The sequence below is a fragment of the Pseudomonas sp. FG13 genome, assembly GCF_057809755.1.
In genome coordinates this window covers 1-25005 of the sequence record NZ_JBMDKO010000058.1, presented here as the reverse complement: position 1 = coordinate 25005, position 25005 = coordinate 1, and the positions used below count along the sequence as shown (strand labels likewise).

Genomic DNA, 25005 nt, shown 5'->3' with positions numbered 1-25005 from the left:
GTCAACGAGTTGCCGGAGCCAGGTCGGGGTTGGCGCCCTGGCGGAAAGTAATCAGGGTGATCAGCAGCGCCAGTACCGCCAGCGCACCGGCGGCCAGGGGGACGCTGGTCAGGCCCAGGCCCTGGTCGATGACACTGCCGCCGACCCAGGCGCCCAAGGCGTTGCCGATGTTGAAGGCGCCGATGTTCAGGGTGGACACCAGGTTCGGTGCCTCTTTGCCGAAGGTCACCACGTTGACCTGCAGGGCCGGCACGGCCGCGAAGCAGGCAGTGGCCCAGAGGAACAGGGTGATTTCGGTCGGGATCAGCGCCACGCTGGTCCAGCTCAATACGGTGGAGACCACGGCCATGGTGATGAACACACCGATCAGCGTGTTCGCCAGGCTCTTGTCCGCCAGCTTGCCGCCGATGATGTTGCCCAGGGTCAGGCCCAGGCCGATCAGCACCAGGGTCCAGGTCACGCCACGGGGCGACACGCCGGTGACTTCACCCAGCAACGGGGCGACGTAGGTGAACAGGGTGAACACCGAGGCGGAAAACAGCGCCGTCATGCCCAGGGACAGCCACAGCCCTGCGCCCTTGAGTGCCACCAGTTCCGAGCGCATGTCGAGCTTTTCTTCATCGCGCTTGGCCGGCAGGAAGCGGATCAGACCGATCAGCGCCACCACGCCGATGAGGGTCACGGCCCAGAAGGTCGAACGCCAGCCGGCTTCCTGGCCCAGCGCCGTACCCAGCGGGACGCCGAGTACGTTGGCCAGGGTCAGGCCGGTGAACATCAGGGCCACGGCCGAAGCACGCTTGTTGGGCGCCACCAGACCGGCGGCCACCACCGAACCGATCCCGAAGAAGGCGCCGTGGCACAAGGCGGTCACGACCCGGGCAAACATCAGCACGTTGTAGTCGCTGGCAATGGCGCACAGCAGGTTGCCGATGATGAAAATCCCCATCAGCGCCACCAGGGCGGCCTTGCGCGGCAGCCGGGCGGTGGCCAGGGCCATGAAGGGAGCTCCGATGGCCACCCCCAGGGCGTAGCCGGTCACCAACCAGCCCGCGCCAGGGATCGATACACCCAGGTCAGCCGCCACATCGGGCAACAGGCCCATGATGACGAACTCGGTAGTGCCGATGGCGAAGGCGCTCAGGGCCAGGATAAGGAGTGAGAGGGGCATGGCGAATCCTTGTCAGAGCTCTTGGCTCATTTGCTTGAGGAACTGCTGGATCACTTCCTCGTTGCGTTTGAAGAAGTGCCATTGACCGACCTTCTGGCTGGTGATCAGCCCCGCCCGTTGCAACACCGCCAGATGGGCCGACACCGTTGACTGCGACAGGCCGCAACGCTGGTCGATCTGTCCGGCACAGATGCCGAACTCGTGGTTGTGCAATTGTTCGGGGAACTGGACCTTGGGGTCTTTGAGCCAGTTGAGGATGTCTCGCCGTACCGGGTGTGCCAGTGCTTTTATTATTTCGTCGAGGTCAAGGGTCATGAGGGCAGTTCGTAATGGATGTAGGTGAGTAAAACGCTATATCGCGATGAAGCGAACCTTAAATCGTTATTTCGCGATATACCAATATGGATTTGATCTGAATACCGAACAAATCGCTATATCGGGTTATAACGATATGGGCGCGACGATGCTAAGCTGCCGGTCATGAACTATCTCGCGCACCTGCACCTCGGCGGCACCGGCCGGGAACAACTGCTCGGCAGTCTCTATGGCGATTTCGTCAAGGGACCGCTGCAAGGCACCTACGACCCACGGATCGAAGCGGGCATTGCCCTGCATCGGCGCATCGACCAGTACACCGACCGACACCCGCTGGTGGATACTGCGTTGTCGCGTTTTTCCACGGTGCGGCGGCGCTACGCCGGTATCGTACTGGACGTGTTTTTCGACCATTGCCTGGCCCGGGATTGGGCGTTTTATGGCGACGGGGCTCTGGCGGACTTCACTTCCCGGGTGTACCGGGTGTTGGCCGACGAACCGCAGTTACCGGGACGCCTTGCGCACATCGCGCCCTACATGGCCGCGGATGACTGGCTGGGGTCCTACCAGGAATTCGAGGTGCTCGGGCAGGTACTGCGGGGCATTTCCCGACGCCTGTCCCGACCGGAGGAACTGGCGGGCGCGATGGAGGAGTTGATCCGGCTCTATGAGCCGTTGAGCGAGGATTTCCGCTTGTTCTATCCGCAGCTTCAAGCGTTTGCGACGAACCCCGCCACGCCGCAGATCTAAATGTGGGAGCGAGCCTGCTCGCGATAGCGGTGTAACAGTCAATATCGCTATTGGATGTCAGACCGCTATCGCGAGCAGGCTCGCTCCCACAAGGGATTGCGCAAAGGTTTGGATCAAGCCGCAATGGCCGGACGCATCGGCGCCTGTTGTTTCTCGGGAACCACACCGAACAAGGCCTTGTGCACTGCCTGCTGCGCCTGGAAGGCCAGGGCTGCACGTTCCTGGCCGTGACAGGCGATGGGCTGCAACAGGTGGATGTGCACATCACCCAAGTCGTTGCTGAACAAGCGCATCAGGTGCGACAACAAGTCGTCATCGCCAATGAACGGCGCCAGCGAATCAGGCTCGCCGTTGCGCAGGTAACGGATCGCCACGGGCTGCAACGCTACGTCGGCATCGATGGCCGCCGACAGCAGGCGACCGTGGAAAGTGCGCAACGAACGGCCGTCGGTGGTGGTGCCTTCCGGGAACATCAGCAGCGGATGAGCCTGTTCCAGATGACGACTCATCTGCTTGCGGATCAACTGACTGTCACCCGAACCGCGCCGGATAAACAGGCTGCCGGCCTTGGCCGCCAGCCAACCGGCCACCGGCCAGGTGCGCACTTCGGCCTTGGACAGGAACGACAGTGGGGTGAGCATGCCCAGCAGCGGAATATCTGTCCAGGACACGTGATTACTGACCCACAACATCGGCCGTTGTGGCAATTGACCGTGGACAGTCACGGAAAAGGGCAGCGCGTTACTCAGGCGCGCCATGAAAAATCGCGACCAGCGCTGACGACGCATCATGGAGTTGGCAAGCCCCAGGCGCTCGAACAGTCCGAACACGGTGGCCATCGTCAGGCCCAGCGCCACCACCAGCAGCACTCGCGCGATACGCGCGTACACCCGTAACCGGCTCATCAGACCGCTGCCTTGAAGTGGCGGGCGTAGCGTGGGCAGAGGTCGTCGCGCTTGAGCAGGATAAACACGTCGGCCACCTGGAAGTCTTCGTCCCAGCACGGCTCGCCGCAGATTTTTGCGCCCAGGCGCATGTAGGCCTTGAGCAGCGGCGGCATTTCGGCGATCACGTTGGACGGTACGTCGAGGGCCGGCAACGGTTTTTTGGGTACGGCTTGAAGGTGGTCGGTGCACAGGTAGCGCTCACGCAGGCGTTGCATGATCGCCTGGGCCTGGATGCCACCGTCCTGCATCGGAATGCTCGCGCACCCCATCAGGTAGCTGTAGCCGCCTTCGTTCAGGACTTCGGCCAGTTCACCCCAGAGCACCGCAATGGTGCCGCCGTTGCGGTAGGCCGGGTCGACGCAGGTACGGCCGATTTCCAGGATCGGGCCCTTGAGCTGGATCAGGCCGTGGAGGTTGAATTCTTCTTCACTGTAGAAACGGCCCAGGCTGCTGGCGGCCTGGTGGTCGAGCAGGCGGGTGGTCGCCACGAGGCGCCCGGTGTTCAGGTCGCGTACGCCGATGTGGGCGCAGTGAACATCGTAGTCATCCATGTCCAGACCCATTTCCGCGCCCTTGAGCTTGGCGTTGAACTCGCCGCTGAAGACGTTGAAGCGCAGGGCTTGGGCTTCTTGCAAGGCCTGGGCGCCGATCAGGCGTTCGGCTTGCAGGCGGCGTTCATTGCCAGTGTCGCTGATGCGGGCGATCTGAGTCATAGCGAATCTCCGTGCGGGCTGTGTACCCGTCTTGGGGTTGAGCCAATCGACTTTCTTTATGCAGCCATGTTGTGCAAAGTCAGGCTATGTAGCCCCGGTGTCATCGCCATGAAGCTTTGGTGATGCTTATATGACAGCCCTCAAGGATCCCCCTGTTGATCGTTCCCACGCTCCGCGTGGGAATGCAGCCCGGGACGCTCCGCGTCCCCAGAGCCGAACGCGGAGCGTCCGTTGTGTCATTCCCACGCAGGAGCGTGGGAACGATCCTGAAACCGTCATCAATCTCGACTAAGCTCGACAGGTTCAATCCTCCGAGCCCCACCGCATGTGCAAAGGCTGGTTCCTGATTCCGATTCTGCTGTTCAACCTGAACGTCCTCGCCGAAGACTGGCCCGGCGAGCAATGGTCGACCGGTCCGACGCCCGTCGGCTCGGCCCTCGAAGCCCTTGAGCAGTATGCTTTTCCGCTGCGCGACGACGCCACCCGCCAAGGCATTCGCACTGACGCGCTGCTGGTGATCCAGGACGGTCGCCTGGTCTATGAACGCTACGCCGGCCCCACCCGTGCAGACACCCCGCACCTGACCTGGTCCATCAGCAAAAGCCTGATGGCGACGGTATTCGGCGTGGCCTACGGTGAACAGCGGTTTGCCCTGACGGATTCGGTGGCTCGGTATTACCCCGCGTTGGGCCACTCGCCGGACCTGACCCTGGCCGATCTTTTCCACTGGGCCTCGGGCCTGGACTGGCAGGAAGACTACGAATACGCACCGTTGCATTCCTCGGTGGTGGCGATGCTCTATACCCGGGGACGCCGCGACATGGCGGCGTTCACCGCGCAACATGAACGCTACAGTCCACCGGGGAAGTCGTTCCGTTATTCCAGCGGCGACAGCAACCTGTTGGCGGCGGCCCTGAAAAATATCGTCGGCCCGGCGCGATATCCCGATTATCCCTGGACGGCGTTGTTCGACCCGCTGGGCATCCGCCATGCTGTGTGGGAAACCGATGCCAGCGGCACCTTTGTCGGTTCGTCCTACGCCTACCTCACCGCCCGCGACCTGGCCCGTGTCGGCTTGCTGATGCAGCGCGATGGCCGTTGGGGGGAGCGGCAACTGATTCCCAAGGATTGGGTGGCGTTCAGTCGCGACCCCTTCGCTCGCTTCCAGGCCGGCCAGGACGAGGCCGTGCCCGGCGGACATTGGTGGCTCAACCGCGCCGCCGATCCCACCCTCCATCCCTGGCCCGACGCGCCACCGGATACCTACGCCGCGCTTGGGCATTGGGGGCAGGCGCTGTATGTCATCCCCAGCGCCCGGCTGGTCATCGTGCGATACGGTGACGACCGCGATGGCAGCTATCGCCATAACGAATTGCTCAAGCGCGTCATGGCGGCGTTCGCCGGGGCGGTGCAACCATGAGGCGTAGACCATGGCTGACCTTGATGGTGGCGCTGCTCATCGCGCTGTTCAGTTGGATCTGGATCGATCGGGTGGCGCTGCGGGCGTTCCCCGACATCATCAGCGCCTACACCGCCAAGGAATATTGCTCGTGTCGCTACGTGATGCAGCAACCGGCCGACTACTGCCGTGGCTACGTGAAACAGTCGGTGCCCATCAGCGGTTTTCTCGAAACCCCTGAAGCGAAACGCGTGACGGTCTCCGGGCTGGGGCGCAGCAACAGCGCGCGGTGGTTGGGGGAGCGGCAGGGGTGTCGATTGGAGCCATGAGCCTGGATCGACGCGAACCTTGTGGCGAGGGGATTTATCCCCGCTGGGTTGCGAGGCAACCCCCCTTGCGTCCTGCCTGATTCATCGCAGTGGCTGATGGATCCTGGGGTCGCTTCGCAACCCGGCGGGGATAAATCCCCTCGCCACAAGGAGTCTGCTGGCCGGGCGATTGGTTAAAGAGACAGTTTGCAAGCGCCCTCGGCCCGGTTAAGGTTCGCCACAGGTTTATCTGCCCTCCGAGTGTGTATGTTCAAGCGGTTTCTTTGCGTCGCTGTCGCGACCTTGCTGCTGGCCGGTGCTGTGCTGCCCGCCCGGGCCGACTGGTACCTGGACGGCGAGTCGTCACGGTTGTCGTTTATCAGCAGCAAGAACGGCAATGTTTCCGAGGTCCAGCGCTTCCTGGTGCTGCATGGCCAGGTCCAGCCCAAGGGGCTGGCGCGACTGGAAGTGGAGCTGGAGTCGATCAACAGTGGCATTCCCTTGCGGGACGAGCGTATGCGCGCCGAGCTGTTCGACATCAAGCAGTTCGGCGAAGCCATCGTCACTGCGCAGATCGACCTGTCGCCGATCCAGGACCTGGCCAATGGTGCACAGCTGGAACTGCGCCTGCCGCTGACCGTGGATTTGCACGGCAAGCAACACGAATACAACGTCGAACTCCTGGCGACGCGGTTGGATGAACACCGCTTCCAGGTGGTGACCCTGGAGCCGGTGGTGCTCAATGCGGCGGACTTCGACCTGGCGCCGGGGCTGGAGACGTTGCGGAAAATGGCCGGGTTGTCGGCCATCAGCCTTTCGGTGCCGGTGAATGCGGTACTGATCTTCACGGCGCGCTGACATGAGCGGCCCGGTCTTTCCATGGCGTGAAGGCAATCGGTTCGAGCTGTTGATCGACGGCCCGCAGTTCTTCCCACGCATGCTCGTGGAGATCGCTCGCGCCCAGGAGCAAGTCGAACTGGAGCTGTATCTGGTGGAGGCTGGCGCCTGCGCCGAAGCGATGGTCCAGGCCCTGGTCCAGGCTGCCGAGCGCGGTGTGCGGGTGCGTTGCCTGTTCGATGATTACGGCAGCCTGGCGTTTACCCTGAGCTTGCGTAACCGCCTGATCGAGGCCGGTGTGGAACTGCGTTTCTACAACCGCCTGAGCTGGCGTCGCTGGGTGCGTAATTTCTATCGCGACCACCGCAAGCTGTTGCTGGTGGACCAGCGTCTGGCCGTGGTCGGCGGTACCGGGGTGACCGATGAGTTCTGGAACCCCCTCGACGATCGCAGCGAATGGCACGAAGTAATGGTGGAAATCGTCGGCCCGCTGGTGCTGGACTGGCAACTGCTGTTCGATCGCCAGTGGCTCGCCAACCGCCATCGCCGGGCCTGGAAGCCAGCTTCCAACTTCGGCCTGCCGCGTCTGCCCCGGGTGCCACCGGCGGGCGAGGGCATGGGCCGGGTCGCGTATGCCGACGCCCGCCAGCACCGCGATATCCTGCAATCGCTGTCCCGGGCCTTGAACAGCGGCCAGAAACGGATCTGGATGGCGACGCCATACTTCCTGCCGACCTGGAACGTGCGCCGCTCCTTGCGCAAGGCCGCCGCCCGGGGCATCGACGTGCGCCTGTTGCTCACCGGCCCGCGCACCGATCACCCGTCCGTGCGTTACGCCGGGCACCGCTACTACCCGCGCCTGCTCAAGGCCGGTGTGAAAATCTTCGAGTACCAGCCGTGTTTCCTGCATCTGAAGATGGTGCTGGTGGACGACTGGGTCAGCATCGGTTCCTGCAACTTCGACCACTGGAACCTGCGCTTCAACCTGGAAGCGAACCTCGAAGCCCTGGATTCCGGGCTCAGCCGTGCAGTGGCGGCGAGCTTCGAGCAGGACTTCAGCCAAAGCCTGCAAGTCAGCCTCGACGCCTGGCAGCGCCGGCCATTATGGAAGCGCTTCAAGCAGCGGTTGTGGGGGCTGGTGGATCGGTTGGTGGTGAATCTGCTGGATCGGCGGGGCTGATCCAGACACCCATAAACAACTGTGGGAGCGAGCCTGCTCGCTCCCACAGGGGAGTCATGTCGCTCTGGAGTCAGAGCAACTCAAAACTCTGCTGTTTCACATCCTGGGAGTCCAGGCCGATCTGCACGTTGAATTTGCCTGGCTCGGCAGCGTACTTGAGCTGGGCGTTGTAGAACTTCAGGTCGTCTTCGCTGATGGTGAAGTGAATGACCTTCTTCTCGCCGGCCTTGAGCATCACCTTCTGGAAGTTCTTCAGTTCCTTCACCGGGCGGATGATCGAGCCGGTCACGTCCTGGATGTACAGCTGCACCACGGTTTCGCCGTCACGCTTGCCGGTGTTCTCCACGGTCACGCTGGCGTCGAGCTTGCCGGTCTTGTTCAGCGTGGTGGAGGACAGGGCCATGTCCGACAGACTGAACTCGGTGTAGCTCAGGCCGTAGCCGAACGGGTACAGCGGGCCGGTGGTGTCATCGAAGTACTGTGAGGTGTAGTTGCCTGGCTTGCCCGGGGTGAACGGACGGCCAATGCTCAGGTGGTTGTAGTAGGTCGGAATCTGACCCACCGAGCGTGGGAAGCTGATCGGCAGTTTGCCCGACGGGTTGTAGTCGCCGAACAGCACGTCGGCGATGGCGTTGCCGCCTTCGGTGCCGGTGAACCAGGTTTCCAGGATCGCATCGGCCTGCTGCTTTTCTTCCAGCAACGACAGCGGACGGCCGTTCATCAGTACCAGCACCAGCGGCTTGCCGGTGGCCTTCAGGGCCTTGATCAGCTCGCGCTGGCTGGCGGGGATGTTCAGATCGGTGCGGCTCGAAGACTCGTGGGACATGCCGCGGGATTCCCCCACGGCGGCCACCACCACATCGGCGTCCTTGGCGGCTTTTACCGCTTCGTCGATCAGCACCTGGGCCGGGCGTGGATCGTCCACCACTTCCGGGGCGTCGAAGTTGAGGAAGTTCAGGTAGTCGAGCACCTTCTTGTCGCTGGTGATGTTGGCGCCACGGGCATAGATGAACTTGGCGTCACCACCAAGGGCACGGCTCATGCCATCGAACAGGGTGACCGACTGCGCAGGACGACCGGCGGCGGCCCAACTGCCCATCATGTCGATCGGTGCCTTGGCTAGCGGGCCGACCAGGGCGATTTTCGCGTCCTTCTTCAGGGGCAGGGTCTGGTTGCGGTTTTCCAGCAGGACCATGCTGCGGCGTGCCACGTCGCGGGCATCGCTGCGGTGCAGTCGGCTTTCGGCGTAGGTGTCGGCCGGGTCATCCTCGGCCTTGCCGATACGCAGGTACGGGTCCTTGAACAGGCCCATGTCGTATTTGGCGACAAGCACTTCACGCACGGCGTTGTCGATGTCGCTCTGCTCGATCTCGCCGGACTTGAGCAGCCCCGGCAATTCCTTGCCATACAGCGAGTCGTTCATGCTCATGTCGATGCCGGCCTTGATCGCCAGCTTCGCCGCTTCTCGACCATCCCGGGCGACGCCGTGCTTGATCAGTTCGAAGATGGCGCCATGATCGCTGACGGCCAGGCCCTTGAAGCCCCATTCCTTGCGCAGCAGATCGTTCATCAGCCAGGTGTTGGCCGTGGCCGGTACGCCGTTGATGGAGTTCAACGCCACCATCACCCCGCCGGCACCGGCATCGATGGCGGCGCGATAGGGTGGCAGGTAGTCCTGGTACATTTTCACCGGGCTCATGTCCACGGTGTTGTAGTCCCGGCCGCCTTCAACGGCGCCGTACAGGGCAAAGTGCTTGACGCTGGCCATGATGCTGTCGGCCGCGTTGGCGCCGCTGCCCTGGAACGCCTTGACCATCACCCCGGCAATGCGCGACACCAGGTAGGTGTCTTCGCCAAAGCCTTCGGAGGTCCGACCCCAGCGCGGGTCGCGGGAAATGTCGACCATCGGCGCGAAGGTGATGTCCAGGCTGTCGGCCGCAGCTTCCTGGGCGGCGATGCGGCCGGAGTGGTAGATGGCGTCCATGTCCCAGCTCGAAGCCAGTGCCAGGGGAATCGGGAAAATGGTGCGGTGGCCGTGGATAACGTCATAGGCGAAGAACATCGGGATCTTCAGCCGGCTGCGCATGGCCGCGTCCTGCATCGGACGGTTTTCGGCGCGGGTAATGGAGTTGAACGTGCCGCCGATGTTGCCGGCGGCGATTTCCTTGCGGATCATCTCCCGGGGCATTTCCGGGCCGATGCTGATCAGGCGCAACTGGCCGATCTTTTCCTCGAGGGTCATTTGTTTCATCAGGTTACTGATGAAAGCGTCCTTGTTCTCTATGGGGGCTGGCAGGTTGTCGGCTAATACGGATTGACTGGCCAGACTGACAAACAGGCCCAGCAAACACAGCTTCTTCATGAATAGTTTTCTCGCAGGCCCAAAGGCGGTAATCAGGACACGCCGTCAGCCAAAATGTGAGGAGTGGCTATTGTTGTTTGGTCAAATGCAGCACACTTTCGAACCCAGGGTGCTGAACTTAGTTTCGCACCGCGCATCTTTTAGCCCATCGATCCGTTTCAATCCAGTGCGGCGGCAGATTATGCCCCAGACACCGGTGGGATAGGTGGCCGTGTTTTTCCAATGTAAAGGCAAGGGAGAGCTTCACCCGATGAATCTACGACTGAACCACCGAAGCGGCTTGCAACTGCTGGCCCTGATGCTGTTCACCTCGCTACTGGCCGGTTGCGGCATCAACACGATTCCGACCCTCGACGAACAGGCCAAGGCTGCCTGGGGCCAGGTGCAAAACCAGTACCAGCGCCGTGCCGACCTGATCCCGAACCTGGTGGAAACCGTCAAGGGCTATGCCCAGCACGAGCAGGAAACCCTGACTGCCGTGATCGAGGCGCGGGCCAAGGCCACCTCGATCCAGGTCGATGCCAGCACCCTGGACAACCCGGAGAAGCTCAAGCAGTTCCAACAGGCCCAGGATCAATTGACCGGTGCGCTGAGTCGCTTGATGGTGGTGTCCGAGCGCTATCCGGACCTCAAGGCCAACCAGAACTTCCTGGCGCTGCAGTCGCAGCTCGAAGGCACCGAGAACCGTATCGCCGTGGCCCGCCGCGACTTCATCCTGGCGGTGCAGAAGTACAACACCGAGATCCGGACCTTTCCGGGGCGGTTGTGGCACAGCGTGATGTACAGCGACCTGCCAATCCGCGAAACCTTCGAGGCCACCAGTCCCGACGCCGAAAAAGCGCCGCAGGTGAAATTCTGATCGATACCCGGCTCCCACAGGAGTTCCAATGCGCGTGTTGAAATTTGGCCTGGTGCTGTTGCTCTGGGTGTTTGCAGTCACGGCCCAGGCCGAGTTGAAGTTTCCGGCGCTGACCGGGCGGGTGGTGGACGCCGCCCAGATGCTCGAGCCAGCGGTGCGGGCGCAACTGGAGGCACAGCTCACGGCCCACGAGCAGGCGACCGGCGAACAGGTGGTGGTTGTCACACTGCCTGACCTGCAGGGGGCCAGGATCGAAGACTTCGGCTATCTGCTCGGACGCCACTGGGGTATCGGGCAGAAGGACAAGAACAACGGCGCACTGCTGATCGTCGCCCGAGATGAGCGAAAGCTGCGGATCGAAGTGGGTTACGGCCTGGAAGATCGACTGACCGATGCCCAGAGTTCGGTGATCATCAACCAGGTCATCACCCCGGCCTTCAAGACCGGCAATTTCAATAAAGGCATCAGTGACGGCGTGGCGGCGATGCTGGTGGTGTTGGGGGGCAGCCCTCTGGACGAGCCGGCCACTGCGTACAATGCAGGCGAGCAGGAGGAGGGCGACTTCGTCTCGCGTCATCCGTGGACATTCGCGATGCTGGTGATGTTGTTCATCGTCACGATCATGGTCTGCCAGGTGCTGGGGATCCTGCCGGCCGGGCGGGGCGGCTCAAGCGGCTCAAGCGGGGGAGGCTTTGGCGGTGGCGGTTTCGGCGGTGGCGGGGGTGGTGGTTTCAGCGGCGGCGGTGGCAGTTTCGGGGGCGGCGGTTCGTCGGGCGGCTGGTGACAATAATAATGAGCAGGCACTTTTAACCATGGCATTACTGACTGAACACGAACAACGCAAAGTGGCCGAAGCCATCGCCCGGGTCGAGCGGGACACCGACGCTGAACTGGTCACGGTGCTCGCTGCGCGCGCCGACGACTATGCCTACATCCCACTGCTGTGGGCCAGTTTGCTGGCCCTGGTGGTGCCAGGTGTGCTGCATTACCTGACGGGCTGGTTGACCATGCACAGCCTGTTGCTGGTGCAATGGGTCAGCTTCATCGTGCTGTGCCTGGTGTTTCGCATTCCGAAGGTCACCACCCACTTGATCCCCCGGTCGGTGCGCCACTGGCGGGCGTCCAACCTGGCTCGCCGGCAGTTTCTCGAACAGAACCTGCACCACACCGTGGGCAGCACCGGAATGCTGATCTTTGTCTGCGAGGCCGAGCGCTATGTGGAGATCCTGGTGGACGAAGGCATCTCCAAACGCCTCGACAACCGGAGCTGGGATGCCATCGTCGCGGCCTTCACCGAGCAGGTCCGCCAGGGCCAGACCTTGCAGGGCTTCGTGACCTGCATCGAAGCCTGCGGCCAATTGCTCAAGGAGCACGTCCCCGTGACCCACGAACGCAATGAACTGCCGAACCGGTTGGTGGTGCTGGGCTAGAAACTGCCAGCGGAACACATCGGGGGAGGAAACTATGGGGAACCTGTGGGAGCAAGGCTTGCCCGCGATGAAGGCGCCTCGGTCCCAGGGTAGGCTGCGGCGACAACTTCATCGCGGGCAAGCCTTGCTCCCACAGATAAATCCCCTCGCCACAATAATTCTCCGTGCCCTCGACCCCCATCCCCCCTAAAATACCCGCCATTCCCGATCCGCCCGCCCCGAGGCCGCTTTTCCATGTCCGTTACTGCAACTCCTGCCCGTCCCGCGCCGGATCCTCACGCCGAGTTCATCGAGCTGCTGCAGGCCAGCCTCGACCAGAATGCTTTCATCAAGCTGGTGCTGGCCAGGCATGTCGGCGACGAAGCGGACCTCCAACGGCTGATCATCAAGCAACTGACGGTCAAGGAGCAGCCTTGCGTGTCCTTCGTCTACCGCTACAAAACCCGCGACATCACCAAGAATTTCCCCCTGGCCGAAGGCGTGGCGACCATCGCTGGGTTGTTGCCGGCATCGTTCAAGAACGCCCATTTGCTGGCGGTCACCGACGAGGCACAGCTGGAGTACAGCAAGAAGGGCAAGCCTTCACTGTTCAAAAGCAAGCCCCAACAGCTGCGCGAAGTACCCTCGGTGGAACACAACCGTGAGAAAAACCGCTTCCTCGACCTGAGTCGACCGTTCCTGGCCGATCTGGGCGTGACCAATCACAAGCACGAGCTGATCCCGGCCATGTCGCGTAAGTGGAAGCAGATCAACAAGTTCATCGAGGTCTTCAGCCATGCGTTGACCTCCTCGCCGCTGGCCCTGGACAAACCGGTGCGGGTGTCGGACTTCGGTTCGGGCAAGGGCTACCTGACCTTCGCCATTCACGACTACCTGCGCAACACCCTGCAGGCCGAAGGCGTGGTGACCGGCGTCGAGTTGCGCGAGGACATGGTCCGGCTGTGCAACGAGGCCGCCGCGCGCCTGGAACACCCGGGCCTGAGCTTCCAGCACGGTGACGTGCGCAGCGTGGCGCCGAGCGCGGTGGACGTGATGATCGCCTTGCATGCCTGCGACATCGCCACCGACTACGCGATCCACATGGGCATTCGCTCGGGTGCTTCGATCATCATGTGCTCGCCGTGCTGCCACAAGCAGATCCGCTTGCAGATCCAGAGCCCGGCGCTGCTCAAGCCGATGTTGCAATATGGCCTGCACCTGGGCCAACAGGCGGAAATGGTCACCGACAGCCTGCGGGCGCTGTTCCTGGAGGCTTGTGGCTACGAAACCAAGGTGTTCGAGTTCATATCCCTGGAACACACCAACAAGAACAAGATGATCCTGGCGGTCAAACGCGCCACGCCGATCGATCCGGCCGAGTTGCTGGCGAAGATCCAGGAACTGAAGGCGTTCTACCACATCACCGAACACTGTCTCGAAACGCTGCTGCGGGCGGACGGTTATCTCGCCTGAAGCGGGACAGATGCAACGCTGTGGGAGCATAGCTTGCTCGCGATGAACGATGACTCAATTGTGCTGCTGAACCTCGGCGCTGAATCGCGGGCAAGCTTTGCTCTCACAGAGCAACATTCGACCTAACTCGTCGTGCAGCCCGTCAGATGACGGGTGAAGACTTCCCCGCCGGACTACCTTTAATGCATTCACCCTTCACGCATTCTCAAAGGAGTCCAAGCCATGGCCGCAAAGAAAATCCTGATGCTGGTCGGCGATTACGTCGAAGACTATGAAGTGATGGTGCCGTTCCAGGCTTTGCAGATGGTCGGCCATACCGTGCATGCGGTGTGCCCCGACAAGACCGCCGGGCAGACCGTGCGCACGGCGATCCACGATTTCGAAGGCGACCAGACCTACAGCGAGAAACCGGGCCATCTGTTCACCCTGAACCATGATTTTTTCGGTGTCGGCGTGGCTGACTACGACGCGCTGCTGATTCCCGGCGGGCGGGCGCCGGAGTACCTGCGTCTGAATGAGAAAGTCCTGCAACTGGTGCGCGATTTCGATGTGGCGGGCAAGCCGATCGCCGCGGTGTGCCATGGCGCGCAATTGCTGGCGGCGGCGGGCATTCTGGAAGGGCGTGAATGCAGCGCTTATCCGGCCTGTGCCCCGGAAGTGCGCCTGGCGGGTGGGACGTTCATCGACATTCCGGTGACCGAAGGCCATGTCCAGGGCAACCTGGCGACCGCACCGGCCTGGCCCGCTCATCCGAACTGGCTGGCGGGGTTCCTGACGCTGTTGGGCACGGCCATCACGCTGTAGCGGAGTCGACTGGCAGAGCCGGCGGGGCAGGTCTTTACTCTTGAGGCTGTTGACCTCTCGAGGAAATGATCATGTCCGGATGGTACGAAATCAGCAAGAACAGCAGTGGCCAGTTTCGGTTCGTGCTCAAGGCCGCCAACGCCGAAACGATCCTGACCAGCGAGTTGTACACCACCCGCAGCGGTGCCGGCGGTGGCATCGCTGCGGTGCAGAAAAACAGCCCGTTGACCGAGCGCTATGAGCTCAAGAACACCAGGGACGGTCATCCCTACTTCAATCTCAAGGCTGCCAACCATGAAGTGATCGGCAGCAGCGAAGCCTTTTCATCGGACGCCGCCCGGGACAAGGGCATTGCCAGCGTCAAGGCGAACGGGCCGAGCATGGTGATCAAGGACAAGACCCTGTTGGCGCTTTAACCTACCAGTAATGAAGACGCTTCTCCTGTGGCGAGGGGATTTATCCCCGCTGGGGTGCGTAGCAGCCCTCATCCTGGCAACTCGGAGTGTCAGATGGATCTGAGACATCCACTATCGGGGGCGCTACGCACCCCAGCGGGGATAAATCCCCTCGCCACAGGTCTCTGCGCGGATTCCATTCCTACACCTCCACCGGTACCGACAGCTTCGGATCGCCCAACGGATGGCTCTTGGCATCGAAGAACCGCAGCTCGATGTCCAATCCTTGGAACAGCTTGGCGTAATGGCGCTTCTGGTGCTGGATGAACGCCTGGCTGCGAGGGTAGATCGAGATCGCCACGGTGCGGGGTTTCGCCTGGCGCAAGGCGCGGACGATGTGTTGGTCCTGCTCGCCCAGGGCATGGCCAAACAGGCACAGGTTGTCGCCGTGGTGCAGCAGTTGGTCGTAGCAGAATGACAGATAGTCGGAACTGCGGATGGTCTTGAGTTTGTCCTCGCTGGGGCCTTCATTGACGAACAACGGTACGTCGTCCAGGGTCTTGAGGGTGTTGTTGATGGCGAAGCTGCCCAGCAGCGTGCCTTCGGTGGACGTGAGCTTGCGCGCCGTGCCGTCCTGGTTGCGCACCAGGTGCAGGCCGCCGTGCAGGTACAGCAGGCGCGGTTTGTCCGTGGTCACTTGGCTCAGATCGAAACCGTGGTCGGTGTCGGTGAACAGATCGGTAATGGTCTGCGGCGCATGCTGGATCGCCCAGTAGTTGAGCAGGTCGTAGTTGGTGGTGAACACCGTGGCATAACGGCTCAGTTCCTGGTTGAGCGTCGCCAGGGTCGACGGTTGTACCAGCCGCCATGGGATATGCACCGCATGCACGGTGTTGATCAGCGCTTCTTTGATCGCGTAGTAGCGATTGCGCGGGGCGGCGGAGCTGACGGCGAGGGCCTTGTTGACCCGGCTGGTGGTTTTCAGCGCACCGAGCACCTGTTCGAAGCTGCGGGTCTGCAGCGCGTCGAACACGCTCAGTTCCGACGGGCTCAAGGGCTTTTCCTCGACGGTGCGGGCGTTTTCGAACAGCGAGTCGTAGCCGAAATCATCCCATACGGCGCGGCTGGCACCATTGCCCACCAGCAGCCCGCTGAAAGCGGTATGGGCGCGCAAGGTTTCCCAGTCTTCAAGCCGGGCGTCGTATTCCTGGAAGTCGGTCATTTGGAAAGTCATCTCAAAACGTGGCAAGGGCAGGGCGCGACTTTATCACGACCGACTCTTGAGCCAGATCAAGGTGCCGCGTGACTGACTGGTCAATGCTGTGGACCCGCCGATCCGGCCTCTTTCAGGAACGCGTCCCATGAGTAGCACTTTTTTCATTCCCGCCGTGAACGTCATGGGGCTGGGTTGCCTCGACGAAGCCATGATTGCCATTCGCAATTACGGTTTTCGCAAGGCCCTGATCGTAACCGATGCGGGACTGGCCAAGGCCGGCGTTGCGGGCAAGGTGGCCGATCTGCTGGCCCAGCAGGACATCGAATCGGTGATTTTCGACGGTGCCAAGCCCAATCCGAGCATCGCGAATGTCGAGCGTGGCCTGGGATTGCTGAAGGAGAGCCGATGCGATTTCGTGGTGTCGCTGGGGGGCGGTTCGCCCCATGACTGCGCCAAGGGCATTGCCCTGTGCGCTACCAATGGCGGGCAGATCCGCGACTATGAGGGCGTCGACCGGTCGGGCAAGCCGCAGTTGCCGCTGATCGCCATCAACACCACCGCCGGCACCGCCAGTGAGATGACTCGTTTCTGCATCATCACTGACGAATCGCGCCACGTGAAAATGGCCATTGTCGACCGCAACGTGACGCCGCTCATGTCGGTCAACGACCCGGCGCTGATGGTGGCAATGCCCAAGGGACTCACGGCTGCGACGGGCATGGATGCGCTGACCCATGCGATCGAAGCCTACGTGTCCACCGCCGCCAGCCCGATCACCGATGCTTGTGCCCTGAAAGCCATCACCCTGATCAGCAACAATCTTCGCCTGGCGGTGCGTGACGGCAACGATCTGGCGGCACGGGAAAACATGGCCTACGCGCAGTTTCTCGCCGGGATGGCATTCAACAATGCTTCGCTGGGCTTCGTGCATGCCATGGCTCACCAGTTAGGCGGGTTCTACGACTTGCCCCACGGCGTGTGCAATGCGGTGCTGTTGCCCCATGTGCAGAGTTTCAATGCTTCGGTGTGCGCCTCGCGCCTGACCGATGTGGGCCGTGCCATGGGGGTCGATACGCACCTGTCTGGCCCGGAAAAAGGCGCCCAGGCCGCCATCGCCGCGATCGTCAGTCTGGCCCGGGACGTGGAGATCCCGGCCGGCCTGCGTGAGTTGGGCGTGCGCCTCGGTGACGTGCCGGTGCTGGCCGCCAACGCCCTGAAAGATGCCTGCGGCCTGACCAACCCGCGGGCAGCGGATCAACGGCAGATAGAGGAGATTTTCCGCAGCGCGTTTTAAGGGCTCCGGGGCGGCATGACTCGCACGCAGACCATGGCCGCCACTGCCAGCAGCGCGCACAACGTCGCCAACGGCCAGGCCTGTTGACTCGATAACAGACTGGCCATGGCCCCGACCAGCGCGGCCATCAATTGGTGCAGGAAACCGCTCAATGCCATGGCGTAGGCGCCGGGCACGGGTGAGCCTTCGTTGGCCAGGGACAGGCTGATGGGGTAGTTCAACGACTGGCCGAACACGGCCAGGCAGTACGGTAACCAGAACAGCAACGCGATGCTGCCCAGGGTAAGGCTGCTCACCAGCATGGTCGCGCTTCCTCCCAGCACCAGCGCGATGCCCCAGTCCATCAGCTGTCGCTGGCCGGTGCGCAGCACAAAGGCATTCACCGCCAGTGCGCCGAGCAGGTACGCGGCACTGATCGGCCAGCCCAGCAGGCCGTACTCGATCGCCGACCAATGAAAGCCTTCTTGCAGAATGAGCGGAGCGGTTGTGTTGAAGGCGATGATTACGCCGTACCCCAGCCCTCCCGCAAGGGCCGGCAGCAGGAAACTGCGTTGCAGCAGTATCTGTCCGTATGCACTCGATGCCGACTGTCCACTGCTGCTCTCCGTCAGTATCGGGAACCTGGCCCGGGAAACCGCCGCAGCCATGATCAGGCAGGCGGTTCCCATTCCATAAAAGATCGCTTCCCAACCCAGAGCAGCCTGGATCAACGCGCCCAGGTATTGGCCGATGCCGAGGGCGATCACGAAGGCTATCGATATCCATGACAAGGCTTTTGCCAGCTGATCGCCGCTGAAGCTGTCACGGATCAGGACCCGTGCCATCACCGATATACCGCTGGCCCCGATGCCCTGGATCAATCTGAACGCCAGGAACCCCTCCACCGAGGTGCCAAGGGGCAGGGCCAGGTTGCCCAGCCCATACAGCCCCAATGCCGCCAGCAAAACCGCTTTACGCCCCAGGCGTTCGCTCAGGCTGCCCCACGCCAGCATGGGCAGTGCCATGCCGATCAGGTACACCGACAGGCCCCAGGACACCCGGGATGCATCGGCCCCAAGATCCCGGGCAATATCAGGTAGCGCGGGCAGGTAGATGCTCATGCCCAGTTGTGCCAGGAAAACGGTGGTGCAAGTGACGATCAGGGTTGTACGGTTTTTCATCGAGGACTCATGTCAGGTGCGGATATCACGTCCGTGGGCTTGCAGCAGGTTGATGATCTGTTCGCAGAAGGACCGGATCACGCTCGGCTCCATGTCGGCGCGTAGGGTAATGCGGATGGCCGCCTTGTCTTGTGGCACCACGGGGAAAAACACCGCCGAAGTGAAGTACCCCAACTCGGCCAGCTCACCCGCCACGCGGTTGGCCAGGGTTGCCTCACCGCAGGGCACCAGACGTATCGCCATCGGGTTGCCGTACTGCTCGGTACGGACAAGGTTATCGAAGACGCGGATATTAGTCTGCAAACGCTCCTGCAACGAGACCAGTTCCCGGCTGCGATGCAGCCGGATCGAAGCCATGCCGGCACCAATGGCCGCTGCATTCAGGCTCTGGGACCAGGTGCTCGGCCCACCGTAACGCTGCACCAGCGCTTTATGCCGTTCACTGCCGAACATGGCCAACCCGCCACTGGCGCCGAACGATTTGGCCAGCGAGGCGACGATCAGCGTGCGCTCGTCCACGGCGGGTAGACGCGAACGGACCAGCCCCGCACCGTATTTGCCGACGGTGGACAATGCGTGGGAGTCGTCCAGGTACAGGAACAGGCCATATCGCTGCTTGAGGAACAGCAGGCTGTCCAGGTCCGCCGTGCCGCCCATGCTGTAGGCGCCGTCAGTTACATAGGCGACGTTGCGCTCTCGTTTGCACAGGTCTTCGATGAAGTCCATGTCGTTGTGCGGGCAGGTGATGACCTGGGTTTCATCGGCGCAGGCGGTCTTGAAGTGGTTCATCGAATAATGGGCATGTTTGTCGAACACCATGACGGGTGGCCGATTGCCCGTAAGTGCACCGCTGGCCAGCAGCGGCAGGATCCCGGCGCTGGCCGCGCTGCAGGACAAGGCACTCAGGCAGCTGGCACCGAACAGTTCCGACAGTTGCGTTTCGTACTGCGCCAGGATCGCCAGCTTGCAGCGACTCTTCGAGTTGGCGACATGCAGGGTTCCGGTTTCCCATAGCGCGGTCATGGCGCCATCCAGCAAGGCAGGGTGATAATCCAGGCCCAGATAGGACGTCGTCCCGAAGTGGTGAAAGGTGCGGCCGTACTGGTCGACCAGGACGTTGGGCGTCTTGACCTCGACATTGAGCCCCGAGATTTTTCCGGCCTCGGCGCACTGCCAGTCCTGATCCGACAGGGAGATGACCTTGCGGTAGTTGGTGAAACGATGGGTGGGTTGCGCGATCTGGTTCATGGTGCGATTACATTCCTTGGTTGAGAAGTGCTGTCCGTGGGTGTTTCAATATCTGTGTGTTTCCGGACTTTACAGACCATCGCCCAGGGCTTTGAATCGGCTGTTTCCGGCGTGTTTGAGGGCTGCCGGAGTCTTCCGTGTAGGAGCTTGCCTATGAACGTGGACGGGGAATCCCTGCGGGGAGTCGGAGCTAGGTGGGTTTGTCCGGATGTCCCCGGATCCGCTGCGTTTTACCTGGCCTGAAGCGCTGTCAAGGCATCGGTAAACAGGCGTAACAGTCATTTTTTTTTGCGAAAGTCCCTTGAGGGGCCGCTCTGTCATACCGATTAGCCAATGGGTGGCATATTGCAATCAATTTCTCGGATGGTTTGATTGCCTGCGCTATCCTCTTTGTATCGTGGGTGTAGTCCGATCACCCAATTCGCCCACCGCTGCATTCTCCGGATGGCTTCCAGCCAATGGGTATTCGAGATTCCGCACCGCTGGCCAGTTACATCGACCTTCTGCTGGACGCCGTGTGTGCCGTCGACGGCCAGGGACGTTTCGTGTTTGTCAGTGCCGCCTGCGAACGCATTCTCGGTTACACCCCCCAGGAGCTGATCGGTCGGCCGATGATCGAACTGGTTCACCCCGGCGACCGCCAGCGTACCCTTGACGCTGCGCGGGAGATCATGGACGGCGAGCCCAAGCTCAACTTCGAGAACCGCTACCTGCGCAAGGACGGTCGGGTGGTGCATATCCTGTGGTCGGCGCGCTGGTCAGAAATGGATCAATTGCGCATCGCCGTGGCCCGCGACATTACCGAACGTAAACTGGCCGAGTCCCGACAGGCAGCGCTGTACGCCATTTCCGAAGCGGCCCATGCCGCGGCAGACCTGCTTGCGCTATTCAAGCGTATCCACCTGATCATCGGCGAGTGGCTGCCGGCCCTGAACTTCTCGGTGGCGCTGTACGATGAACAATGCGCCCAACTGAATTTTGCCTATCACGTCGACGACGAGGAACGGCAACCCGAACTGCCGGGGACGATCACCGGGCGTTTGTGCGCCGAGGTGATCCGAAGCGGTCAGCCGATCCTGTTGACACCTGATTGCAACCCATTGCCACCGGCTTTTTTCGACCTCGTGGAGCAGCCGGGCGCGCCATGCTGGCTGGGTGTGCCGCTGAACTCGCAAAACGGCACGATTGGCGCAATGATCCTCAAGAGTGCCCAGGACAAGGAGCGCTACACCGAGCAGGACATGGAATTGCTGCAGTATGTCTGTGCGCAGATCACCCTCGCCGTCGAACGCCAGCAATTGCATGCCCGGTTGCAGCGCATGGCGCAATACGACCAGTTGACCCAGGTGCCGAATCGCGAACTGCTGCGTGAACGGTTCAAGGCCGCGCTGGCGAGTGCCCGAGTAGCGTCAGGGCGCATGGCATTGCTGTACATCGACCTGGATCGCTTCAAGCAGGTCAACGACACCTATGGTCATGGCGTCGGTGACATGCTGTTGCAAGCGGTGGCCAGTCGGCTCCAGGGCTGCGTACGTGATTCCGACACGGTTGCGCGTATTGGTGGCGATGAGTTCGTGGTGTTGCTCCATAGCATCCAGGCGCTGGAAGATGCCCACGTTGTGCAAGAAAAGATCCGTCACGCGCTGACCCAGCCGCTGCGACTAGATGGGCACTGCCTGAGCATCGAGCCGAGTATCGGCGTGGCCTGTTTCCCGGACCATGGCATCGAAGACGTCGCACTGTTCCGCCATGCTGACCAAGCGATGTACGCCGCCAAGCGCCAGAATCACAGAGCCTTCGACATCTGAAAGCACGTCACCGTTCGTCGTGGCGCCGCGTATTTATTCAAACCTTTGCGCCCCTGGTCCTTTCGAATATCAGGCAGGCCCGGCTCGCCAACATTCAAGCATCTTGAGGGCCAGACCATGCCGGGCTCACGAAGCATTCATCCCGGAAATATCGCCCATGATCGAACCAAGGTGCTTGGAGCGGGTCGCAAAAGTGGGAGGACCACCCTCATGACCGCCGACAAGCCCCTGCGGAAAAGCGGATCGGACACGTCGCTGAACGGTCATCGGTGGTTCTGATACAGAGGCAGGGAGACCTGCCCGAACTTTTAACTACGAGGAGGGCGCGACCATGAGCCGGATGGCTACCTTTTTTCGCACCACCAGTCTCGTCGTGCTGATGGGCCTGGGTGCCAACAGTGCCTGGGCCCAATCGCCAGCTGAATTCATCAACGATGCCTCTGCCAAAGGCATGGCCGACATCGAGGCCAGTCGCATGGCCCACGGCAAAGCCGAGTCCAGGGAGGTAAAGGATTACACCATCATGGTGATCAACGACCGCACCACCGCCAATCAGCATCTGGCCAAGATTGCGAAAAAACTCGACCTGCCTGTCGCACCGCGGGAGGAAGTCGCTGACAAGGCCAAGACCATGATCCCGCAGATGCAGGAAGGCGAGTCGTTCGAAGCCGCTTATGCCGCCAGCCAGGTCAAGGCCACCGAGGACGCCATCGCACAGATCGAGCAGGAGGCCAAAACCACCGAAGTGCCGGAAATCAAAGCGTTTGCCGATGAAACCCTGCCTAAATTGCAGACCCACCTGGAGATGGCAAGGGCGCTGCAGGCCAGCCGCTGATCGCGGCACGTCTTACATTCAGGGCCGGGGCGTCAGCTCCCGGCTTGTCTTGCCCGCCGAAAAGGAGAGCCTCGATGTCCACACGCCGAGAACCCAACCAATACGCGATGCAGAACCCGCTGACCCAATATCCCCGTCCACCGTTTCCCGACCAGCCGCAATCGCCGCCCGGTATCGACCAGGACATGGTGCCCAAGCCCGATCATGGTGAAAAAAGCTACCAAGGCTTCGGCCGTCTGGAAGGTCGCAAGGCGCTGGTGACCGGTGCTGACTCGGGGATCGGCCGCGCGGCAGCCATTGCCTACGCCCGGGAGGGGGCTGACGTCGCGATCAATTACCTGCCCAGCGAAGAGCGCGACGCTCGGCAAGTCATCGAACTGATCGAAGCCGAAGGCCGCAAGGCCATTGCGATTCCCGGTGATCTCAAGGACGAATCCTTCTGCGTCCAACTGGTGAGGAGCGCCCACGAGCAATTGGGGGGCTTGGATATCCTGGTAAACGTTGCCGGTAAACAGGAGGCGCAAAAGGACATCGCCGACATCACCACCGCACAATTCGATGACACCATGAAAACCAACATCTACGCGATGTTCTGGATCTGCAAGGCCGCGGTGCCGCTGATGCCGGCAGGGGCAACGGTCATCAACACCGCCTCGATCCAGTCTTACGATCCGTCCGCGACGCTGCTGGACTACGCCACCACCAAGGCGGCCATCGTGGCGTTCACCAAGGCATTGGCGGGGCAAGTGATCGGCAAGGGCATCCGCGTCAACGCCGTGGCACCCGGGCCGATCTGGACGGTGCTGCAACCCAGCGGCGGACAACCCCAGGAGAAAATTCCTACCTTCGGCTCCCAGGTGCCGATGAAGCGTCCCGGACAGCCGGCCGAATGTGCGCCGTTATATGTACTGTTGGCGTCTCAGGAATCGAGCTACATCACCGGCGAAGTTTTCGGCGTGACCGGTGGTAATCCGCTGCCTTGAGGCGTGCTAAGGATGCGCGAGTGGCGCCGTACCACTCGCGCATCGCGATCAACATTGATTCAGATCGATCTTGTTCTTCTGCTCCAACCCTTCAAGACTTTTGGCTTCGCCTTGTCCCATGGCTTGGTAATGCTTCCTCAGCGCCTCCAATTGCTTGAGGTCCAGCGACTCGAGTCCGAGCATTGCGTTTTGCGCTTCATTGGTTGCGCGCAACAATTCGTCGATCTTCAGGTGCAGGATATCGGTGTCGCGGTTTTGTGTGTTCTGGATCAGGAATACCATCAGGAAGGTAATGATCGTCGTGGAGGTGTTGATGATCAGCTGCCACGTATCGTTGAACTTGAACAGTGGCCCGCTCAAGGCCCACAGCACGAGGAGCACGATAGCCCCCAGAAATGTCTTGGGGCTCCCCGCCCACAGGGCCAGTTTTTGCGCGATTTTAGCGAAGGTCATTGCTGTGTTCCTTATGGGATTGCACCTGTCTGGTTTGACAGCAACGCCTCGGTGAAAATTCTACTTACATTTAGGTGCAGCGCCTGGGCGAACGTCTGTCGTCCTGGCGGAAGACTGTCGCAACCATTGCTGCCTTCATCGGTCACTCCTTAAAGCCCTCAGCCGGAGTACACCATGAACCTCACGCGCACGTTCTGCCTCGCCTGTAGCCTGTTCCTCCTGCAAGGCTGCTTCGACAATTCGGACAATGAAACCAAGGACAACACCGACGGCACCAAGTCTTCGGTGCAGATGAAAGAGTCCGACGCCCAGAAAAAATAGACATGGACCCGCCATCCCTGTGGGAGCGAGCCTGCTCGCGATGGCGATGGTTCAGCAACATTGGCGTTGCCTGGCACTCCGCCGTCGAGAGCAAGCTCTGCCAGGTTTCGTATCCTGGCGCTAGCTGTTTACCACCCTGTGCATCAACGCATGACAAAACTAACACCCGCTTATTTTTCCTATTCTGGACGAAACTTCCGTTCAAGTTTCACTGGGAATAGCCGAAGTGTTGCAGAGCTCTTGTTCAATTTTGTAAGAAAACAGTGATTGTATAAGACCCTCTCCACCCTCCTTAAAATCAAGGAAGAAGAAAAATGGCAGTTATTAATGGAACAGCCGGCGCAGATGCACTAATTGGCACCGCAGGGGATGATGAGATCAACGCTCTGGGTGGCAATGACGTCATCAAGAGTACTGCCGGCGCAGACAAAATTGATGGCGGTGCTGGTTCAGATACTGTTGACTATTCGGCATCTACTGAAGGTATCAGTATAGATTTGCGCCAGGGAACTGGACTTGTTGGACGGGGTGGCGACGCAGAGGGGGATATTCTCACTGGTATCGAAACGGTCATAGGCTCCGCCTTCAACGACGTTCTCTCCGCCGGCCCGTACACCACAGCCACAGGGGTACGGCTGGAAGGGGGGGGCGGCGATGACATCTACAACATCGGCATGGGGTTCACACCCACCATCATCGAGCAGGCCGGTGGTGGCAACGATGAAGTCCGTGTGTCGGTGATCAATCCGAGCGGCACCATCCTGGCTG

Annotated in this window: 26 protein-coding genes; 17 read left to right on the top strand and 9 right to left on the bottom strand. The window is 61.3% G+C overall.

Annotated features, from left to right (window positions below):
* Position 1: 1 nt before the first annotated feature.
* Both ACODTO_RS26825 and ACODTO_RS26820 read right to left on the bottom strand, forming a co-directional pair.
* Positions 2-1168: an MFS transporter gene (locus ACODTO_RS26825; RefSeq protein WP_139650372.1), complete on the bottom strand. Its 1167-nt coding sequence runs from the start codon at positions 1166-1168 to the stop codon at positions 2-4.
* Between the two features lie 12 nt (positions 1169-1180).
* Positions 1181-1483, bottom strand: coding sequence for an ArsR/SmtB family transcription factor (locus tag ACODTO_RS26820; protein ID WP_003198672.1), 303 nt, complete (start codon positions 1481-1483; stop codon positions 1181-1183).
* Positions 1484-1648: 165 nt separating this feature from the next.
* Here ACODTO_RS26820 and ACODTO_RS26815 point away from each other — a divergent pair, with 165 nt between their 5' ends.
* Positions 1649-2233, top strand: a complete 585-nt coding sequence (locus tag ACODTO_RS26815) for an acyl carrier protein phosphodiesterase (protein ID WP_139650371.1) — start codon at positions 1649-1651, stop codon at positions 2231-2233.
* Positions 2234-2346: 113 nt separating this feature from the next.
* On the opposite strand, the gene ACODTO_RS26810 is transcribed toward ACODTO_RS26815, so the two are convergent.
* Both ACODTO_RS26810 and olsB read right to left on the bottom strand, forming a co-directional pair.
* Entirely contained in the window at positions 2347-3138 is a 792-nt protein-coding gene (locus tag ACODTO_RS26810; protein ID WP_139650370.1) for a lysophospholipid acyltransferase family protein, read from the bottom strand.
* The gene (olsB, locus tag ACODTO_RS26805) at positions 3138-3893 is read right to left on the bottom strand and encodes an L-ornithine N(alpha)-acyltransferase (RefSeq protein ID WP_139650369.1); all 756 of its coding nucleotides are present in this window, start codon (positions 3891-3893) and stop codon (positions 3138-3140) included. The genes ACODTO_RS26810 and olsB overlap by 1 nt, the downstream gene beginning before the upstream one ends.
* Positions 3894-4218: 325 nt before the next feature.
* On the opposite strand from olsB, the gene ACODTO_RS26800 reads away from it, so the two are divergent.
* The 4 genes from ACODTO_RS26800 to ACODTO_RS26785 all read left to right on the top strand — a co-directional run bounded on the left by ACODTO_RS26800 (position 4219) and on the right by ACODTO_RS26785 (position 7617).
* Positions 4219-5313, top strand: coding sequence for a serine hydrolase domain-containing protein (locus ACODTO_RS26800; RefSeq protein ID WP_489107309.1), 1095 nt, complete (start codon positions 4219-4221; stop codon positions 5311-5313).
* On the top strand, positions 5310-5621 hold the full coding sequence (locus ACODTO_RS26795) for an amidase (RefSeq protein WP_489107308.1): 312 nt from the start codon (positions 5310-5312) through the stop codon (positions 5619-5621). Before ACODTO_RS26800 ends, ACODTO_RS26795 begins: the two co-directional genes overlap by 4 nt.
* A gap of 246 nt (positions 5622-5867) precedes the next feature.
* Positions 5868-6458 (top strand): YceI family protein, encoded by a 591-nt coding sequence (locus tag ACODTO_RS26790; protein WP_175364240.1) that lies wholly within the window; start codon positions 5868-5870, stop codon positions 6456-6458.
* A 1-nt stretch (position 6459) separates the two neighbouring features.
* Positions 6460-7617 carry a phospholipase D-like domain-containing protein gene (locus ACODTO_RS26785; RefSeq protein ID WP_139650365.1) on the top strand — a complete coding sequence of 386 codons (1158 nt, stop codon included), beginning with the start codon at positions 6460-6462 and terminating at the stop codon, positions 7615-7617.
* A gap of 70 nt (positions 7618-7687) precedes the next feature.
* On the opposite strand, the gene bglX is transcribed toward ACODTO_RS26785, so the two are convergent.
* A complete protein-coding gene (gene bglX / locus ACODTO_RS26780) occupies positions 7688-9979 on the bottom strand; it encodes a beta-glucosidase BglX (protein WP_464710617.1) in 2292 nt (763 codons plus the stop codon).
* Positions 9980-10229: 250 nt separating this feature from the next.
* Here bglX and ACODTO_RS26775 point away from each other — a divergent pair, with 250 nt between their 5' ends.
* From ACODTO_RS26775 to ACODTO_RS26750, 6 genes are all read left to right on the top strand, one after another.
* Positions 10230-10838 (top strand): LemA family protein, encoded by a 609-nt coding sequence (locus ACODTO_RS26775; RefSeq protein WP_175364067.1) that lies wholly within the window; start codon positions 10230-10232, stop codon positions 10836-10838.
* Between the two features lie 28 nt (positions 10839-10866).
* Positions 10867-11622, top strand: a complete 756-nt coding sequence (locus ACODTO_RS26770; RefSeq protein WP_139650362.1) for a TPM domain-containing protein — start codon at positions 10867-10869, stop codon at positions 11620-11622.
* A gap of 28 nt (positions 11623-11650) precedes the next feature.
* A complete protein-coding gene (locus ACODTO_RS26765) occupies positions 11651-12268 on the top strand; it encodes a TPM domain-containing protein (RefSeq protein WP_139650361.1) in 618 nt (205 codons plus the stop codon).
* A gap of 234 nt (positions 12269-12502) precedes the next feature.
* The gene (locus tag ACODTO_RS26760) at positions 12503-13720 is read left to right on the top strand and encodes a class I SAM-dependent methyltransferase (RefSeq protein WP_489107307.1); all 1218 of its coding nucleotides are present in this window, start codon (positions 12503-12505) and stop codon (positions 13718-13720) included.
* A 222-nt stretch (positions 13721-13942) separates the two neighbouring features.
* Positions 13943-14524: a DJ-1/PfpI family protein gene (locus ACODTO_RS26755; protein WP_139650359.1), complete on the top strand. Its 582-nt coding sequence runs from the start codon at positions 13943-13945 to the stop codon at positions 14522-14524.
* A 71-nt stretch (positions 14525-14595) separates the two neighbouring features.
* Positions 14596-14940, top strand: coding sequence for a YegP family protein (locus ACODTO_RS26750; RefSeq protein WP_139650358.1), 345 nt, complete (start codon positions 14596-14598; stop codon positions 14938-14940).
* A gap of 181 nt (positions 14941-15121) precedes the next feature.
* Here ACODTO_RS26750 and ACODTO_RS26745 read toward each other — a convergent pair whose 3' ends face one another.
* A complete protein-coding gene (locus ACODTO_RS26745) occupies positions 15122-16141 on the bottom strand; it encodes a DUF4917 family protein (protein ID WP_139650357.1) in 1020 nt (339 codons plus the stop codon).
* A 139-nt stretch (positions 16142-16280) separates the two neighbouring features.
* Here ACODTO_RS26745 and yiaY point away from each other — a divergent pair, with 139 nt between their 5' ends.
* Positions 16281-17429, top strand: a complete 1149-nt coding sequence (gene yiaY, locus ACODTO_RS26740; RefSeq protein ID WP_175364064.1) for an L-threonine dehydrogenase — start codon at positions 16281-16283, stop codon at positions 17427-17429.
* Here the strand turns inward: yiaY and ACODTO_RS26735 are convergent.
* Entirely contained in the window at positions 17426-18589 is a 1164-nt protein-coding gene (locus ACODTO_RS26735; RefSeq protein ID WP_489107306.1) for an MFS transporter, read from the bottom strand. The genes yiaY and ACODTO_RS26735 overlap by 4 nt on opposite strands.
* A gap of 12 nt (positions 18590-18601) precedes the next feature.
* The gene (locus tag ACODTO_RS26730; RefSeq protein WP_139650354.1) at positions 18602-19837 is read right to left on the bottom strand and encodes an aminotransferase class I/II-fold pyridoxal phosphate-dependent enzyme; all 1236 of its coding nucleotides are present in this window, start codon (positions 19835-19837) and stop codon (positions 18602-18604) included.
* 458 nt (positions 19838-20295) lie between these two features.
* Between ACODTO_RS26730 and ACODTO_RS26725 the strand changes: the two genes are divergently transcribed.
* The 3 genes from ACODTO_RS26725 (at position 20296) to ACODTO_RS26715 (ending at position 23463) form a co-directional block, all read left to right on the top strand.
* Positions 20296-21645: a sensor domain-containing protein gene (locus ACODTO_RS26725; protein ID WP_489107305.1), complete on the top strand. Its 1350-nt coding sequence runs from the start codon at positions 20296-20298 to the stop codon at positions 21643-21645.
* Between the two features lie 331 nt (positions 21646-21976).
* Entirely contained in the window at positions 21977-22480 is a 504-nt protein-coding gene (locus ACODTO_RS26720) for a DUF4142 domain-containing protein (protein ID WP_139650351.1), read from the top strand.
* Positions 22481-22554: 74 nt separating this feature from the next.
* Positions 22555-23463, top strand: a complete 909-nt coding sequence (locus tag ACODTO_RS26715) for an SDR family oxidoreductase (RefSeq protein WP_139650350.1) — start codon at positions 22555-22557, stop codon at positions 23461-23463.
* Between the two features lie 48 nt (positions 23464-23511).
* On the opposite strand, the gene ACODTO_RS26710 is transcribed toward ACODTO_RS26715, so the two are convergent.
* Complete coding sequence (locus ACODTO_RS26710; protein WP_139650349.1) at positions 23512-23916, bottom strand: low affinity iron permease family protein; 405 nt, start codon at positions 23914-23916, stop codon at positions 23512-23514.
* Positions 23917-24090: 174 nt separating this feature from the next.
* On the opposite strand from ACODTO_RS26710, the gene ACODTO_RS26705 reads away from it, so the two are divergent.
* A complete protein-coding gene (locus ACODTO_RS26705; RefSeq protein WP_175364060.1) occupies positions 24091-24237 on the top strand; it encodes a hypothetical protein in 147 nt (48 codons plus the stop codon).
* Between the two features lie 314 nt (positions 24238-24551).
* The coding region (locus ACODTO_RS26700) for a calcium-binding protein (protein WP_489107304.1) at positions 24552-25005 on the top strand (454 nt) is incomplete at its 3' end.